Below are 14,782 nucleotides of genomic sequence, written 5' to 3'. Positions count from 1 at the left end.
CTGGGCTCGCTCAGAACACGGCGAGATAGCGCAGCAGCGAGATGATGCCGATCACGATGACGATGATCTGGACGACGTTCTTGATCTGGCTGTCGAGCGGCAGCATCCGCACGAGATAGAGCACGAGGCCGATGACCAGAACGGTGATCAGCAGGGAAATCAGAATCGACATGACTTGAACCTTTGGTATCGGCCGAAAGCCGGCCCCCCGGAGCCGATGCGGCGACGCATTCGCCGGCACCCCCATCCGCTGACAGAACGTCGCAGGGGGCGAATAGGTTCCGTTGGGGTGGGTTTTGCCGAGCAAGGGTGAAAGCGAGGGCCCGGAACCACAACGGAGAACCCCTCTCCTGTAAGGAGAGGGGCAGGGGAGAGGTGTCGGCCCCTGGACCAGGGAGTCGCTTACTCATCAGCAGCTGGAGGCGGTGAGGTCACTGCAGCGGCGTCAAACGGCCGACACCTCATCCCTGCCCTTCTCCTTACAGGAGAAGGGTTCCCCGCGCTCTTCTCGGAGACGTGGGCCTACCCCGCAATCCGCCCGAAATCCGCAACGGCGCGGGTCGCCGCGCGGAGCTGGTTGAGCAGGCGCAGGCGGTTGGCCCGCAGCGCCGGGTCGGGGTCGTTGACGGTGACCTTGTCGAAGAAGGCATCGACCGCCGGGCGCAGATCGGCCAGCGCCGCCATCGCGCCCTCATAGTCTTCCGCCGCGACGGCGCTTTCTGCCTTCGGCGTCGTCTGCGCGAGCGCGACCGCCAGCCCCTTCTCCTCGATCAGCCCGGCCTGCGCGATCAGGCCGAGATCGGCGGCGCCGGCAAAGGCGCCCTCGCCGTCCTTCTTCTCCTCGGCCTTCAGGATGTTGGCGGCGCGCTTGTAGCCGGCGAGCAGGCTCTTGCCGTCCTCGGTTTCGAGGAAGCGCCCGAGCGCAGCGACGCGACGGGTGATGAGGAGGAGGTCGTTGGCGTCTCCGATCGTAATGCTGAACTTGTCCTCTGTGACAGCAGCAGGGGGAGGCACGACGGCATCAATCAGATCATGCCGGGCGCCCTGGTCCCGCATCAAAACTCGCAGCCTCTCGTAGATAAACTGATTGAACCCGTCGATGAAGACCCAACTAGCTAAGAACACTTCCGTAAGATCGACATTTTTCTCGCCATCCGGAGGAAGCTCATCAACTTTGTCGGCGCGGTACCTGTCCGCAGCTCCGGCAAATGCGTCGTCAATGCTGATCCGGATATCATTGGCAAGGATCAGTCGGATCACCCCGAGCGCTGCCCGACGCAGTGCATAGGGATCCTTGCTCCCCGTCGGCTTCTCGTCAATTTTCCAGAATCCAGCCAGCGTATCGAGCTTGTCGGCGAGCGCGACCGCCACCGAGACCGGGGCGGTCGGGACGCGGTCGGAGGGGCCGAGCGGCTTGTAGTGCTCCTCGATCGCCGCGCAGACGCTCGCGTGCTCGCCCTGAAGCTCCGCATATTTGCGGCCCATCAGGCCCTGCAGCTCGGGGAATTCGCCGACCATCTCGGTCGGGAGGTCGGCCTTGGCGAGCTTGGCCGCGCGCTCGGCCAGCTCCGGATCGGCGCCGACGATGGGGGCGAGTTCCCTCGCCAGCGCCGCGATGCGCTGCACGCGCTCGCCTTGGGTACCCAGCTTGGCGTGGAAGACGACGCCGAGCCTGTCGAGCTTGGCCATACGCTGGTCGAGCGGCCTGGCGAGGTCGAGCCCGAGCTTCTCGGCGCTTTCCTTGAGCGTGTCGAGATCGGGCAGATTGCCCTTGTCGGTCGCGAAGAAATAGGCGGCGTCGGAGAGCCGCGCGCGCACGACGCGCTCATTGCCGGCGACGATGGCCGCGCCGCCATCGCTCGCCATCAGGTTCGCGGTCAGCAGGAAGCGGTTGGCGAGGTGGCCCGTCGCCGGGTCGCGCAGCACGAAGCACTTCTGGTTGGCGCGGATCGTGGCGCGGATCGCCTCGCCGGGGATTTCGAGGAAGCGCGCCTCGAAGGAACCCATCAGCACGACCGGCCTTTCGACCAGCCCTGCGACCTCCTCCAGCAGCCCCTCGTCCTCGACCAGTTCGAGGCCCTGCGCGAAGGCCAGCGTCCTGGCGTCGGCGAGGATGATGGCCTTGCGCCGGTCGGCATCGAGCACGACCTTGGCCTGTTCCAGCGACGCGACGTAATCGTCGAAGCGGCGCACGGTGATGGCGCCCGGCGCATGGAAGCGGTGGCCATGGGTGGTGTTGCCGGAGACGATGCCGTCGACCTCGAAGGGCACCACCTCGGGCTCTTCCGTCTCGGCACCGAAGGTGCAGAGGATGGAATGCAGCGGACGCACCCAGCGCAGGCTGGCGCCGGCAGCCGAAGCCTGGCCCCAGCGCATCGACTTCGGCCAGGGGAAGCTGCGGATCACGGCCGGCACGATCTCGGCGATCGCCGCGACGGTCTCCTGGCCGGGCTTCTCGATGACGGCGATGTAGCTGTCGCCCTTCTTCGGGTCGCTGACGATCGTCGCCTGGTCGAGCGAGGCCAGGCCCGCCGCCTTGAGGAAACCCTGCACGGCAGCATCCGGCGCGCCGACGCGCGGACCTTTCCGCTCCTCGCGGATGGCCGAGCCGCGCACGGGCAGGCCGGCGATATGGAGCGCGAGCCGGCGCGGCGTGGCGAAGGCCTTGGCGCCCTCGTAGACCAGCCCGCGCTCGACGAGCGCATCGGTGACGAGCTTCCTGAGATCGTCGGCCGCCTTGCGCTGCATGCGGGCGGGGATCTCTTCGGAAAAGAGTTCGAGCAGGAGATCAGGCATCAGTTGGCTCCCCCGCCGGCCGTCTTCAGCCAGGCGGCGCCGCAGGCCTTGGCGAGTTCGCGTACGCGCAGGATGTAGCTCTGGCGCTCGGTGACAGAGATCACGCCGCGGGCGTCGAGCAGGTTGAAGGCGTGGCCGGCCTTGAGGCACTGGTCATAGGCCGGCTGGACCATCAGGTGGCGTTCGCCGCTCTCGCCCTTGGCGAGCAGAGCCCGGCATTCGGTCTCGGCCTCGGCGAAGCGGGTGAACAGCGCCGCGGTGTCGGCATGCTCGAAATTGTAGCGCGAATACTCCTGCTCGGCCTGGAGGAAGACGTCGCGGTAGGTGACCTTCTCGTCGCCTTCCAGCCCGTTGAAGTTGAGCTCCATGATGCTCTCGACATTCTGCAGATAGCAGGCGAGGCGCTCCAGCCCGTAGGTCAGTTCGCCGGAGACCGGCGCGCATTCGATGCCGGCGACCTGCTGGAAATAGGTGAACTGGCTGACCTCCATGCCGTCGCACCAGCACTCCCAGCCGAGGCCCCAGGCGCCCAGCGTCGGGTTTTCCCAGTCGTCCTCGACGAAGCGGATGTCGTGCAGGAGCACGTCGATGCCGATGGCCTGGAGCGACTGGAGATAGAGCTCCTGAAGGTTCGGCGGGTTCGGCTTCAGGATGACCTGGAACTGGTAGTAATGCTGCAGCCGGTTGGGGTTCTCGCCATAGCGCCCGTCCTTGGGCCGGCGCGAGGGCTGGACATAGGCCGCATTCCAGGGCCTCGGCCCCAGCGAACGCAGCATCGTGCCGGGATGCGAGGTGCCCGCCCCGACCTCCATGTCATAGGGCTGGAGGATGACGCAGCCGCGCTCGGCCCAGAAGCGCTGCAGCGTCAGCAGCAGCCCCTGGAAGGAGCGGGTCGGGTCCATGGCCGGCGTGGCCGCGGCGGGAAGCGGAGCGGAGACGGACAAGGGGTAAAAGCCTTCCGGATGGCGGGATGGCCCGTGCTTAGGGGCTGGCCGGGCTTTCGGTCAAGCCGCGCCGGGAACCCGGAGCGGACAGGTTCTGTTCATCCGGGGCGCGATAGCCTTGCGCAGATCCGCCGGATTCGCGGCGTTCGGGGCGAGCGCTTGAGCCGGATCGACGGGCTTACACCGTAGGAGTGCCAACATGCTGTCCAACCGCATCGTCGCCGCCATCGTCGGCGCCGTCATCCTCGCCGCCTCGGCCTTCGCCGTGGCGCCCGCCTCGGCCGCTCCGGTTTCGACCGGCCTCGCCCAGGCCACGCCGGCCGGGGACCTGGTCCAGGAGGCGCAGTACTATTACGGGCCGCGACGCCATTATGGCCCGCGCCGCCACTACGGCCCGCGGCGCTATTATGGTCCGCCGCGCTACTACAGCCGGCCGGTCTATCGCCCGCGCTGCTTCTTCGTCGATCGGCGCGTCTGGAACGGCTATCGCTGGGTCATCCGCCCGGTGCGGGTCTGCCGCTGAGGCGGGCCGCGGCCTTCCGGGTTCCGCCCGCTTGTGGCCGCACTCTGAGACCAAGCTGAACGGTGCGGTGACGTTCCGTTCAGCATGATTCGCGTAGATTCGACGCGTGGATGGCGGCGCCCCCTGGCCCGCCCCTGTCGCAGCGAGGAGGTTTCCATCATGTTCCGCAAGACGCTTTTCGCGCTCGCGACGGCAGCCGGCCTCGGTGGCCTGTCGCTCGCCGCGGCGCCCGCCTCGGCCGCGCCCGTCGCCGCCGGGCCGCTCGCCCAGGCGGTGCAGGCCACCGACGGCCTGCTCGAGCCGGCGCAGTATTACTACGGTCCGCCGCGGCGCTATTACGGCCCGCGCCGTTACTACGGGCCGCCGCGCTACTATGGCCCGCCGCGCTACTATGGGCCGCGCCGCTATTACGGCCCGCCACCGCCGCCGGTCTTCGTCCCGCCGGTCGTGCCCTTCTACGGGCCGCGCTACTACTACTGAGCCGGCCGCTCCGGCGGCGGACTGTCGGCTTCCATCGGCAGCCGGGCCCGCCCCCGGTGCAGGGCTTCGGCCTGCGGCGTGAAACCGCCTTCGGGCCGATGCAGAACCAGAGCCGGCAGCAGTGCTGCCGGCTTTTTGCTGCCGAGCGTCGCCGCTACGAGGATGCGGATCGCCGGCTGGTCGGCCTGGGCATGGACGGGCCGGATCATGACCGCGCCGAAGCCTGTCGACAGCGCCGCCAGCAGTTCCGGCAGCGCCTCGGCGCGGTGGACCATCAGCAGCCGCCCGCGCGGCTTCAGCAGCCGCCGCGCCGCCCGCAGCCAGGGCTCCAGCCCGGCCTCCTCGACATGGGCCGCCCGGCGGTTGGGAACAGGCGAGGCCCGGTTGGCGCGGGGTGGGTAATAGGGCGGGTTCATCGCGACACCCGCGAAGCTGTTGGGGTCCAGGCCGAGCGCCGCGGCGGGGCCGGCGATGTCCCCCGTCACCACCGTGACGCGCTCGGCCAGGCCGTTCAGCGCGGCATTGGCTTGCGCCAGCCCGGCGAGCTCGGGGTCACGCTCCAGCAGCATCACCCGCAGCGCCGGCTGGGCCAGCGCGGCCGCGAGCCCGATGGTGCCGACGCCGGCGCCGATGTCGAGCAGCGGCCCCTCCCCCAGATCCGGCAGCGAGGCGGCAAGCAGCACGGCATCGCTGCCGGCGCGGTGGCCCTTGCGCGGCTGGCGCAGGACCAGGCGCCCGTCGAGCAGCCGGTCCTCGCCGATCTCGCCGAGGCCGGGCAGCGCCTCAGCCATCGCGCAGCTCGCCGCCGAAGCCGGCGTCGATCAGCAAGGCGCGGGCGCGCATCCGGTCGGCCTCGCGCACGAGCAGGCGGCGCGGGAAGGCGCCGATCATGCCTTCGAGCGCGCTGATGTGCTGGTCGGCGATCAGGCAGTCGAGATTGGCGGAGGCCAGCAGCGCCTCGATGGCGCCGAGCAGGACGATGTCGTTGGTGCGGACGAGTTCATGCATCGCGCGATGGAGCCCATCCGGGCGCCGGAGCGCAAGCCCCGTCTGATGACGATCCGTGAGCCTGCGGCGACATTGCCGGCGCACGAGGGCTGGTCACCCATGCGCCGGTTGTGGCAAGGCTTGCAGGCGCTGCAAGCTGCGCAGGCCGCCGGAAGGATCGGGTATGGGCGTCGTCGTTGCGTTCGAGGACAAGGAAGCGGGCCAGGGTGCGCGCGAAGCCGGCATCGAGCGGCTGGTCGGGCTGGTGCGCGCCGACATGGAACGCGTCAATGCGATGATCCTGTCGCGCACCGGCTCCGACGTGACGATGATCCCCGAGGTCGCCAACCACCTGATCTCGTCGGGCGGCAAGCGCCTGCGGCCGATGCTGACGCTGGCGACGGCGGCGCTGAGCGGCTATCGCGGCGAGGGTCATGTCAAGCTCGCGGCCTCCGTCGAGTTCATGCACACGGCGACGCTGCTGCACGACGATGTCGTCGACCAGAGCGACATGCGCCGCGGCAAGCTCGCCGCCCGCATGCTCTGGGGCAACGAGGCGAGCGTGCTGGTCGGCGATTTCCTGCTCGGCCAGGCCTTCAAGATGATGGTCGAGGTCGGCTCGCTGCGGGCGCTCGACATTCTCTCCACCGCCGCGGCCGTGATCGCCGAGGGCGAGGTGCTGCAGCTGTCGGTGGCCAAGAACACGCAGACCACCGAGGACGAATATCTCGCGGTGATCCGCGGCAAGACGGCCGAGCTCTTCGCGGCGGCCTGCGAGGTCGGCCCGGTGATCGCCAACGGCTCGAAGACCGACGCCGCCGCCTGCCGCAGCTACGGCCTCAACCTCGGCATCGCGTTCCAGCTCATCGACGACGCGCTCGATTATGGCGGCATCGCCATCACGCTCGGCAAGAACACCGGCGACGATTTCCGCGAGGGCAAGATCACCCTGCCCGTGGTGCTCTCCTTCCGCCGCGGCAGCGAGGCCGAGCGCGCCTTCTGGACGCGCACCCTGCAGGAGGGCGAGATCCGCGACGGCGATCTCGAGGAGGCGCAGGCGATCATGAAGCGCCACCGCGCGCTCGACGACACGATCCAGCGCGCCGAGCACTATGCCAAGATGGCGAAGGACGCGCTCGCCCTCTTCCCGGCCTCGCCGATGAAGCAGGCGCTGAACGAAACCGTCGATTTCTGCGTCGCACGCGCGCATTGAGCCGCTCGACGACCTGCCCCAAAATCACTGCCGTCATCCTGGCCAAGCGGCGCAGCCGCGCAGGCCGGAATCCATCCTAGGGCTGGACAGCGCCCTATGATGGATCCCGGTCGGCCTGCGGCCGCCCAGGATGACGGGGGTGGTTCGGAGAAAATCTGGAAGCGCCACGCACCAAACGCCCCGACCGGCCTGAAGGCCGCGGGGTTTCGCATCATTGCCCCCCAGAGGGGATGCGCGGAGCCGGGTGGCGCGCGTCCTTGCCGCGTGCCGATGTCGAGTGTCGATGTCGAGGTGTCGATGCAGCGCCGATCTCGCGCCGCCCGGCTCCGCGCGCGGGGATTTTGGGCGTCGCGGCCATCAGTCCCTTGCTAGGAGACTTACTGCCGCTCGACCTCCGGGAGCCCCCGCCCGCGACGGCGACGCCTCTCGAAACCCGCCACCACACCCGGCCGCACGATGCCTCGCGACAGCCCCCTTGGTCGGGTGCAGCGCAGGGAGGATAGGCATGGCTCGGGAGTGCGGGGATAAGGGGGCGGGGTTATGCCCGGAGCGGGCTGGGGGGAGAGCCAGCGCTAAGGTTTGCAGACACCGGACGACGACGACGTTCAGATCGACGGGCCAACATTCGCACCCGACTGAGGCGCTGCTGATATTGCTCGTCTTTCCCAGAAGCGCATAACTCCTGAGCGTGCAGAAGGACGTCCGTTCGAGCGCGTCCTGACGCTCGAGAGGTTCACACGGCCAAATCCGCAGCAAAGACGGAGTATCGCCATGATCAAAACCGCGCAGGGCAAGCCGAAACGATACCTGGGCGGATGCCTCTGCGGTGCAACACGGTTCGAAGCCGTGGGCGTGCCCGAAAAGCCCCACACCTGTTCATGCCGAATGTGCCAGCGGCAGACCGGGAGTCTCACCGCTGCGTGGGTCGAGTTTCCGAGGGACGCCGTGAGCTGGACCGGGCCGGCCGGCATGCCAGCAACATGGCGCTCATCTGACGTTTCCAGCCGTGCGTTCTGCTCCACCTGCGGGAGCAGCCTCGGGGCGATCGACGATAAGCCTGTGATCGCTCTGCTCCTGGGCACCTTCGACAGCCCCAACAGGCGCGAGCTGATGCCGGCCTATCACGCCTATCGTGGTCCCCGCCCGACATGGTGGCACATTGACATCGATGCGCCGGCCGCCAAGCCCTGACGCTGCGGTTTCCTTAGTGTTGAATCGCGCAAGAGGCCGGAACTGCTTTTACTGTGGTTGCGTCACATCCAGCGAATTTCTGGCTTGAGCGCCATGAGCCTGGACGGCGGCAGTCCAAACATCCGGACAAACTGGTGCGAAAAGTGCGCGGAACTGGAGAAGCCTGCGCCATGCGCCGCTTCTGTCAGGTTGGCGCCCGAGGCAAGCGCGCTCATCGCCAAGCCCATGCGTCGCCACAGCTTGTAGCGCCGAAAGGGCGCGCCCACCTGCCGACGGAAGACCGCGTGAAATCGCGAGGGTGAAAGCTCAACGGCCCGCGCCGCTTCGGCCAACGACGGATAGAGGTCTGGGTCGCCAATCATGGCGCTGGCAACCGCCGCGGCGCGTGGATCGACGGTTTCCGTGACTGCGACACCCAGAACAGTTCGCCAACGATCAAGACCCCATCGGCTGAGGCTGTCGCGCCTCTCGGCGGCGATGACGCCATGTGCCGCGAGAATGTCCAACGTCCGGACCTGCCTGACATCGTCACCAAGCGCGTCGAGGTAGAGAAAGGCGACAAGGCCCTCGGCTTCGAGTTGATGGTGATGCCCGGCCGGCACGAGCGCGATCGAGGACACCGTAGACGCCACTGGTCCGGTGCGATCGCCATAGAGCGTCAATCTGATGGGTGCGTCCAGGCCAACCGCGAGCGTGAACGCGGCGTTGCGATGCGGCTTCAGCCCCAGCGCCGGGCCCAGATACAACGCGCGGGCACCTTCGAACGTGACGATGGGGCCAGCGGATGGCACAGCCGCCGGCAGCGGCCGCTCGCTCACAGTGTCTGTCCGCGCCATGCTTTCCATGAAACCAAGACAAGAGGTCCAAGTGCAAGGACATCAGCGAGAGCGATCAGGCGCAAGGACCCTGATGGCGCACCCGCAAACGCATAGATGACCAGGAAGCTCACGACGCTGATGCCAACGACGAGGCTTGCCGCGCGGCGGCTGCTGGGTTCCCAAGCAGCGTAAAGACAGACGATGACGATGGCCAAGAACAAGGCGCCACGATGAATGAGCAGGACGCCAAGGTCGCCCGCTGCCTCGACGCCATAGAGTGACCCGATCAGATCGGGCTTGGCCAGCACCGCCGCGGGCGTCACATGAACAAGCCCGAGCAGTATCCATGCTGCGATCAGCATCGAGGTCCCTTTCTTTTCCGACAGGACCGTCCTAACGGCGCGCTTTGGCTGGCGCTTTCAAAAACCGACTGCACCAGAACGCCAGACCGTCGTTGCGTTGCGTCAATCTTGAGTTGTGCAATCACTTGACGACGAGCGGTTGCCGCTGGCTCAGGCCTGCCGTCCGCAAGGACGCAAAGACCGGCTGTCGTTCCGCACGCCGCCGTCAGGGCGCCCTCGGGTCCCCAACGGGTCGGGAACACAAGCTTGTGCCCAGGCGGAAGCCGACAACCGCCCTCACCGCAGCATCGTCGGCTTCACCCACCACCCCGCCCGCTCCCGCGCCAGCGCCCTCCCCGCCGCGGCGCTCTGGCGGCAGTCGTCGAAGAGGGCGAAGCAGGTCGCGCCCGAGCCGGACATGCGGGCGAGGCGGCAGCCGGGCTGGGCGCGCAGCGCCGCCAGCACGGTGTCGATGACGGGGGCGACGCGGCGGGCGGGGCTTCGAGGTCGTTGCCGGCCTGCGTGAGTGCGGCGAGCAGCGCGGCGCGGGCGACGTTCGTCCCCGGCGAGCCCTCATCCTGAGGAGCGCTCCGCAGGAGCGCGTCTCGAAGGATGGTCGCTGAGGTTCCGGAGCCTTCCGGAGCATCCTTCGAGACGGCCGCTGTCGCGGCCTCCTCAGGATGAGGGCTGAGATTGGGGGCACTCGGTGGGGAGAGATGCGGCTGACCCGGCTGCAGGCCGAGCGCCTTGAAGACCGGCGCGGTCTCGACAGGGACGCCGGGATTGACCAGCAGCGCGAAGAGCGGCGGCAGGGTGAGCGGGGGGCCCAGCCGCTCGCCGATGCCGGCCATGATGCGGGCGCGGGAGGCGAGGCAGACGGGCACGTCGGCGCCGGTGGCGGCAGCCGCCCGCAGCAGCGCGGGGTCGTCGGGGGACAGCCCGTTCAGCCGGGCGAGCAGGCGCAGCGCGGCAGCCGCATCCGCCGAGCCGCCGCCGATGCCCGAGGCCACCGGCAGGCGCTTGACGAGGTGGAAGGCGCCGGTGCGCAGCGGGCCCGTCTCGGCTTCGAGCGCCCGCGTCGCGCGCAGGATCAGGTTGCTGTCGTCGACCGGCAGACCCTGCCCGCGCGGGCCGTCGATGGTCAGGGTCAGCTGCGGGCCGGGGTCGAGCGACAGCGCGTCACCCGTGCCGGCGAAGGCGACGAGGCTTTCGAGCTCGTGATAGCCGTCGGCGCGGCGGCCGAGCACGCGCAGGGTCAGGTTGATCTTGGCGCGGGCTCGGGTGGTCAGCGGTGCGGGCATGTCAGCGAAGCCGTCCAGGCTGCCGTCCGACGCAACAGCGACACCCTCAGCCGCCGTCCTTCTTCGGTTCGGCAGCGTCCTTCGGCTCGACGGCGTTGGCGGAGGGGCCGTCCTCCAGGCCGCGCTCGATCTTGCGCTTGATCTTGACCAGATCCTCGGGCTCGGGATTGAGGTCGCGGGCGTGGTTCCACTGGAAGCCGGCTTCGAGACGGCGCCCGACCTTCCAGTAGACGTCGCCGAGATGGTCGTTGATGACCGGGTCGGAGGGGCGCAGCTCGACGGCGCGCTCGAGCTCGCGCAGCGCCTCGGTATAGCGGCCGAGGCGGTAATAGGCCCAGCCGAGCGAATCGATGATGTAGCCGTCGCGCGGGCGCAGCTCCACGGCGCGGCGCAGCATCCCCAGCGCCTCGTCGAGCTTCAGGTTCTGGTCGACCAGCGAATAGCCGAGATAGTTCAGCACCAGCGCGCGCTCGCGGCCCAGCGGCTCGGGCAGGAGCTCGAGCGCCTTGCGCAGATCGGCCTCGGCCTCGGACCAGCGCTTGATGCGCTCGCGGGCGATGCCACGGAAATAGAACAGGTCCCAGTTGGCGCGGCCGGGCGAGGCGAGCTTGCCGATCGCCTTGTCGTAGGTGGCGGCGGCCTCCTCGAACATCTTGCGGGAGCGGTAGACATTGCCCAGCGCCGAGAGCGCGTCGATGTCGTCGGGCCGCTCGGCGATGAGGGCGTTGAGATGCTTCACCGCCTCTTCGGGCCGGCCGAGATTCTCCAGCGCGAGGCCGGCCTGGATCTCGGCATTGGGCCGCAGCGGCGAGCTGTCGGGCATCTTCTCGTAGACGGCGACGGCATCCTCGGGCTGGCGGGCGCGCTCCAGGATGTCGCCCAGCGTCAGGATGGCGAGGTCGTGGTTGGGGTCGAGATAGATGGCCAGGCGCAGATAGAGCAGCGCGGCCGCCTCGTCGCCCTGGCGGTTGCCGGCGCTGGCGAGGCCGTAGAGCACCTCGGCGGCACCCTGCTGGGCCGTGCCGACCTGGCGCGGCGGCGTCTGCCGCGCCGCGACCTTGGCGAGGCCGTCGCGGACGATCGGATGATTCGGCAGCAGCCGGTCGAATTCGGAATAGGTCGCGGCGGCGCCGTCGAAATCGCCGTTGCGGGCCTGCATCCGGGCCCAGAGATCGACGAGGCGCAGCGTCGTCTTCTCCGAATCATAGGCCGCCTTGAGGCGCTTCTCGGCATCGGCCTTGCGGCCGGCGGCGTCGAGGATGAGGCCGGCGTGGTAATCCCGGAAGAGGTTGTAGGACGCCTCGCCCTTCAGCCGCTCCAGCGTCTCGATGGCGCGGGTGGGCTGGCCCGAGCCGAGCTGCGACCAGGCGGAGAGCAGCGTCGCGGTGATGTCGGCCGCACGACCGCGGCCGCCGCGCTGCAGGTGGTTGCGGGCGGTCTGGTAGTTCTTCTGCTTCAGCGCGCGGATGCCGATGGCGAGTTGGGCGAGGCCGTTGGAGGGATCGCGCTGGATCAGCTTGTCGGCGGCCCGGAAGGCGTCCGGCATGGCGCCGTCGGCCAGGAAGGCGACGAAGGCGCGCTCCAGCAGATCATTGTTCTGGGGATCGCCCTTGATCGCCTCGCGCAGATAGACGGCGGCCGCGCCGAGATCGCGCCCCGCGCCGGCGACGATCGCCGCGAGATAGTTGCCCTCGAGGCTTTCGGCGGTGTCGAGGCGGTCCTGGCTGCGCGCCTCCTGGCTGCGCGCCGTCGCGCCCTGAGCCGCAGCCCCCACCGGGAGGGCCAGCAGCAACGCCAGGGCAGCCGCCGTGATCGGGCCACGGCTTTTCATTCCAGATCCCACGACTGCCATTCTCCTTGGGTCCGCCGCCGCGCCCAGCGCGGGAGGCGTGGTCGATCCGCGCGACCGCGACCGCTTCGCCTAGGCTGGCAAGATGGCCGTTTCCAGGCAGGCGGGCAAGCCTCGCGGCCGCCGATTGGCGCCGGCGCGTAGCCGGCATGTCACAGTGCGGCAAAACCTTGCCACGACGTAGCGTCCGAGAGCTTTCGTTATCGATCCGGCAGGAATTCGCAGGCTAAGTAATATCGCTGCCTCCCATACCGACGATTCGGACAGGACCTTATCCATGAAGAAGCTCGTTCTCAGCTTTGCCGCCGTCGCCCTGCTCGCTGGCTTCGCCGCCGGCTGCGCCCAGCCGCAGAAGCCGGCCCCGGCCGTGACCCGCAAGGGCTGATCGTTCTGGCGGCGGCCCCCGCCGGTGCAGAATAGAGGGGGCGCGCCAGCCGGCACGCCCCCTTTTTCATGTCCGGCTGCGACGAGCGGCCGCGTCACATGTTCGCGTAGCCCGGCCCGCCGCCGCCCTCGGGCACCGTCCAGGTGATGTTCTGCGAGGGATCCTTGATGTCGCAGGTCTTGCAGTGGACGCAGTTCTGCGCGTTGATCACGAAGCGCGGCTCGGTCTTCGCTTCGGCGTCCTTGTAGACCACCTCGTAGACGCCGGCCGGGCAGTAGAGCCGCGCCGGCTCGCCATAGAGCGGCAGGTTCTTCGCGATCGGGATCGACGCGTCGGTCAGCTTCAGATGCGCCGGCTGGTCTTCCTCGTGATTGGTCGAGGAGAGGAAGACCGAGGAGAGCTTGTCGAAGGAGACCTTGCCGTCGGGCTTGGGATAGACGATCGGCTTGACCTCGCTCAGGGGCTTCAGCGTCGCGTAATCCGGCTTGCCATGCTTCAGCGTGCCGAAGGGCGACCAGCCGAAGAGCTGGTTCAGCCACATGTCGATGCCGCCGAGCCCGATGCCGAGCAGCGTGCCATACTTCGACCAGAGCGGCTTGACGTTGCGCACCGGCTTGAGATCGTCGCCGATCGGCCCGTCGCGCCACTCGTTCTCGATCTCGACGACCTCGTCATGCGCGCGGCCGGCGGCCAGCGCCGGAACGAGCTTCTCGGCCGCCAGCATGCCCGAGGTGATGGCGTTGTGGCTGCCCTTGATGCGGGGCACGTTGACGAAGCCGGCCGAGCAGCCGATCAGCGCGCCGCCGGGGAAGGTCAGCTTCGGCACCGACTGCCAGCCGCCCTCGGTGATCGCGCGAGAGCCGTAGGACAGGCGCTTTCCGCCCTCGAACAGGTCGCGGATCAGCGGATGGGTCTTGAAGCGCTGGAACTCGTCGAAGGGCGAGAGCGTCGGGTTCTCATAGTTGAGATGGACGACGAAGCCGACGGTGACCAGATTGTCGTCGAAATGATAGAGGAAGGAGCCGCCGCCGGTGCGGCTGTCGAGCGGCCAGCCGAAGGAGTGCTGGACCCGGCCCTTGACGAATTTCTCCGGCTTGACCTGCCAGATCTCCTTCAGACCGATGCCGTATTTCTGCGGCTCGCGGCCGGCGTCGAGGCCGTATTGGCGGATCGCGATCTTCGAGAGCGAGCCGCGCACGCCTTCACCCAGCAGGGTGTAGCGGCCGCGCAGCTCCATGCCACGGGTGAAGCGCTCGGAGACCGTGCCGTCCTTGGCGATGCCCATGTCGCCGGTGGCGACGCCGGCGACGGAACCATCCTCGTTGAAGAGCAGCTCGGCGGCGGCGAAGCCCGGATAGATCTCGACGCCCAGCGCCTCGGCGCGGCCCGCGAGATATTTCGTCACCAGCCCGAGCGAGCCGACGAAATTGCCGTGGTTGTTCATCAGCTTGGGCATGCCGACATTCGGCAGGCGCAAGCCGTTCGGCTCGGTGAGGAAGTAGAAGATGTCCTCGCTGACCTCGGTGGTCAGCGGGCGCGCTTCGTCCTGCCGCCAGTCGGGCAGGAGCGCATCGAGACCCGAGGGATCGATCACCGCCCCTGACAGGATATGCGCGCCGACCTCGGCGCCCTTCTCGACCACGACGACGGAGACGGCCTCGTCGAGCTGCTTCAGCCGGATCGCGGCGGCGAGTCCGGCGGGCCCGGCGCCGACGATGACGACGTCATAGTCCATGCTCTCGCGCGGTTCGGCCCGTGCCTGTTCGAGATCCATGCTGCCCTCCGAAGGCCTGCGCCCGAGACGCCGCGCCCAGCCTCAAAACTAATTAGTTTACATATAAACTATCTACCCGGCGCCGACAAGGCGGACCGGGGCGACACTCTGGAAATCCTCTATCCAAGCGCGCGGTTCAATTTGCAACCGCGGCGGCTCGCGAAGTGCCGCGCCGGCGTG

At 68.4% G+C, this 14,782-nt stretch carries 13 protein-coding genes and 2 pseudogenes; 4 read left to right on the top strand and 11 right to left on the bottom strand.

Annotated elements, in window-relative coordinates:
• Positions 1-10 precede the first annotated feature (10 nt).
• The 3 genes from BSY19_RS27940 to BSY19_RS11505 form a co-directional block, all read right to left on the bottom strand.
• On the bottom strand, positions 11-172 hold the full coding sequence (locus BSY19_RS27940; RefSeq protein WP_171905132.1) for a Thivi_2564 family membrane protein: 162 nt from the start codon (positions 170-172) through the stop codon (positions 11-13).
• Positions 173-522: 350 nt separating this feature from the next.
• Positions 523-2,796, bottom strand: a complete 2,274-nt coding sequence (glyS, locus tag BSY19_RS11510) for a glycine--tRNA ligase subunit beta (RefSeq protein ID WP_069054295.1) — start codon at positions 2,794-2,796, stop codon at positions 523-525.
• Positions 2,796-3,698 carry a glycine--tRNA ligase subunit alpha gene (locus tag BSY19_RS11505; RefSeq protein WP_069057019.1) on the bottom strand — a complete coding sequence of 301 codons (903 nt, stop codon included), beginning with the start codon at positions 3,696-3,698 and terminating at the stop codon, positions 2,796-2,798. Before BSY19_RS11505 ends, glyS begins: the two co-directional genes overlap by 1 nt.
• A 241-nt stretch (positions 3,699-3,939) precedes the next feature.
• On the opposite strand from BSY19_RS11505, the gene BSY19_RS11500 reads away from it, so the two are divergent.
• Together BSY19_RS11500 and BSY19_RS11495 are read left to right on the top strand one after the other, a co-directional pair.
• Entirely contained in the window at positions 3,940-4,263 is a 324-nt protein-coding gene (locus tag BSY19_RS11500) for a hypothetical protein (protein WP_069054294.1), read from the top strand.
• A 159-nt stretch (positions 4,264-4,422) separates the two neighbouring features.
• Complete coding sequence (locus BSY19_RS11495) at positions 4,423-4,743, top strand: hypothetical protein (RefSeq protein WP_069054293.1); 321 nt, start codon at positions 4,423-4,425, stop codon at positions 4,741-4,743.
• Here the strand turns inward: BSY19_RS11495 and BSY19_RS11490 are convergent.
• Positions 4,737-5,534, bottom strand: coding sequence for a tRNA1(Val) (adenine(37)-N6)-methyltransferase (locus BSY19_RS11490; protein WP_069054292.1), 798 nt, complete (start codon positions 5,532-5,534; stop codon positions 4,737-4,739). The genes BSY19_RS11495 and BSY19_RS11490 overlap by 7 nt on opposite strands.
• Entirely contained in the window at positions 5,527-5,751 is a 225-nt protein-coding gene (locus BSY19_RS11485; protein WP_069054291.1) for a putative signal transducing protein, read from the bottom strand. Before BSY19_RS11485 ends, BSY19_RS11490 begins: the two co-directional genes overlap by 8 nt.
• Before the next feature lie 163 nt (positions 5,752-5,914).
• On the opposite strand from BSY19_RS11485, the gene BSY19_RS11480 reads away from it, so the two are divergent.
• Together BSY19_RS11480 and BSY19_RS11475 are read left to right on the top strand one after the other, a co-directional pair.
• Positions 5,915-6,943, top strand: a complete 1,029-nt coding sequence (locus BSY19_RS11480; RefSeq protein WP_069054290.1) for a polyprenyl synthetase family protein — start codon at positions 5,915-5,917, stop codon at positions 6,941-6,943.
• Positions 6,944-7,714: 771 nt separating this feature from the next.
• A complete protein-coding gene (locus BSY19_RS11475; protein ID WP_069054289.1) occupies positions 7,715-8,134 on the top strand; it encodes a GFA family protein in 420 nt (139 codons plus the stop codon).
• A 62-nt stretch (positions 8,135-8,196) separates the two neighbouring features.
• Here the strand turns inward: BSY19_RS11475 and BSY19_RS11470 are convergent, their stop codons facing one another.
• The 6 genes and pseudogenes from BSY19_RS11470 to BSY19_RS11450 form a co-directional block, all read right to left on the bottom strand.
• Complete coding sequence (locus tag BSY19_RS11470; protein ID WP_171905131.1) at positions 8,197-8,952, bottom strand: AraC family transcriptional regulator; 756 nt, start codon at positions 8,950-8,952, stop codon at positions 8,197-8,199.
• A complete protein-coding gene (locus BSY19_RS11465) occupies positions 8,949-9,314 on the bottom strand; it encodes a hypothetical protein (RefSeq protein ID WP_069054287.1) in 366 nt (121 codons plus the stop codon). Before BSY19_RS11465 ends, BSY19_RS11470 begins: the two co-directional genes overlap by 4 nt.
• A gap of 276 nt (positions 9,315-9,590) precedes the next feature.
• Positions 9,591-9,800 (bottom strand): annotated as a pseudogene (locus BSY19_RS28330) (4-(cytidine 5'-diphospho)-2-C-methyl-D-erythritol kinase); the annotation flags it as partial.
• Between the two features lie 224 nt (positions 9,801-10,024).
• Positions 10,025-10,594, bottom strand: a pseudogene (locus BSY19_RS11460) (4-(cytidine 5'-diphospho)-2-C-methyl-D-erythritol kinase); the annotation flags it as partial.
• 46 nt (positions 10,595-10,640) lie between these two features.
• Positions 10,641-12,425: a tetratricopeptide repeat protein gene (locus tag BSY19_RS11455; RefSeq protein ID WP_069054285.1), complete on the bottom strand. Its 1,785-nt coding sequence runs from the start codon at positions 12,423-12,425 to the stop codon at positions 10,641-10,643.
• Between the two features lie 497 nt (positions 12,426-12,922).
• Positions 12,923-14,602, bottom strand: a complete 1,680-nt coding sequence (locus tag BSY19_RS11450; protein WP_069054284.1) for an electron transfer flavoprotein-ubiquinone oxidoreductase — start codon at positions 14,600-14,602, stop codon at positions 12,923-12,925.
• Positions 14,603-14,782: the final 180 nt, after the last annotated feature.

This window comes from Bosea sp. RAC05 (assembly GCF_001713455.1).
Classification (GTDB): Bacteria; Pseudomonadota; Alphaproteobacteria; order Rhizobiales; family Beijerinckiaceae; genus Allobosea.
This window is presented reverse-complemented; position numbering and strand designations above follow the sequence as displayed.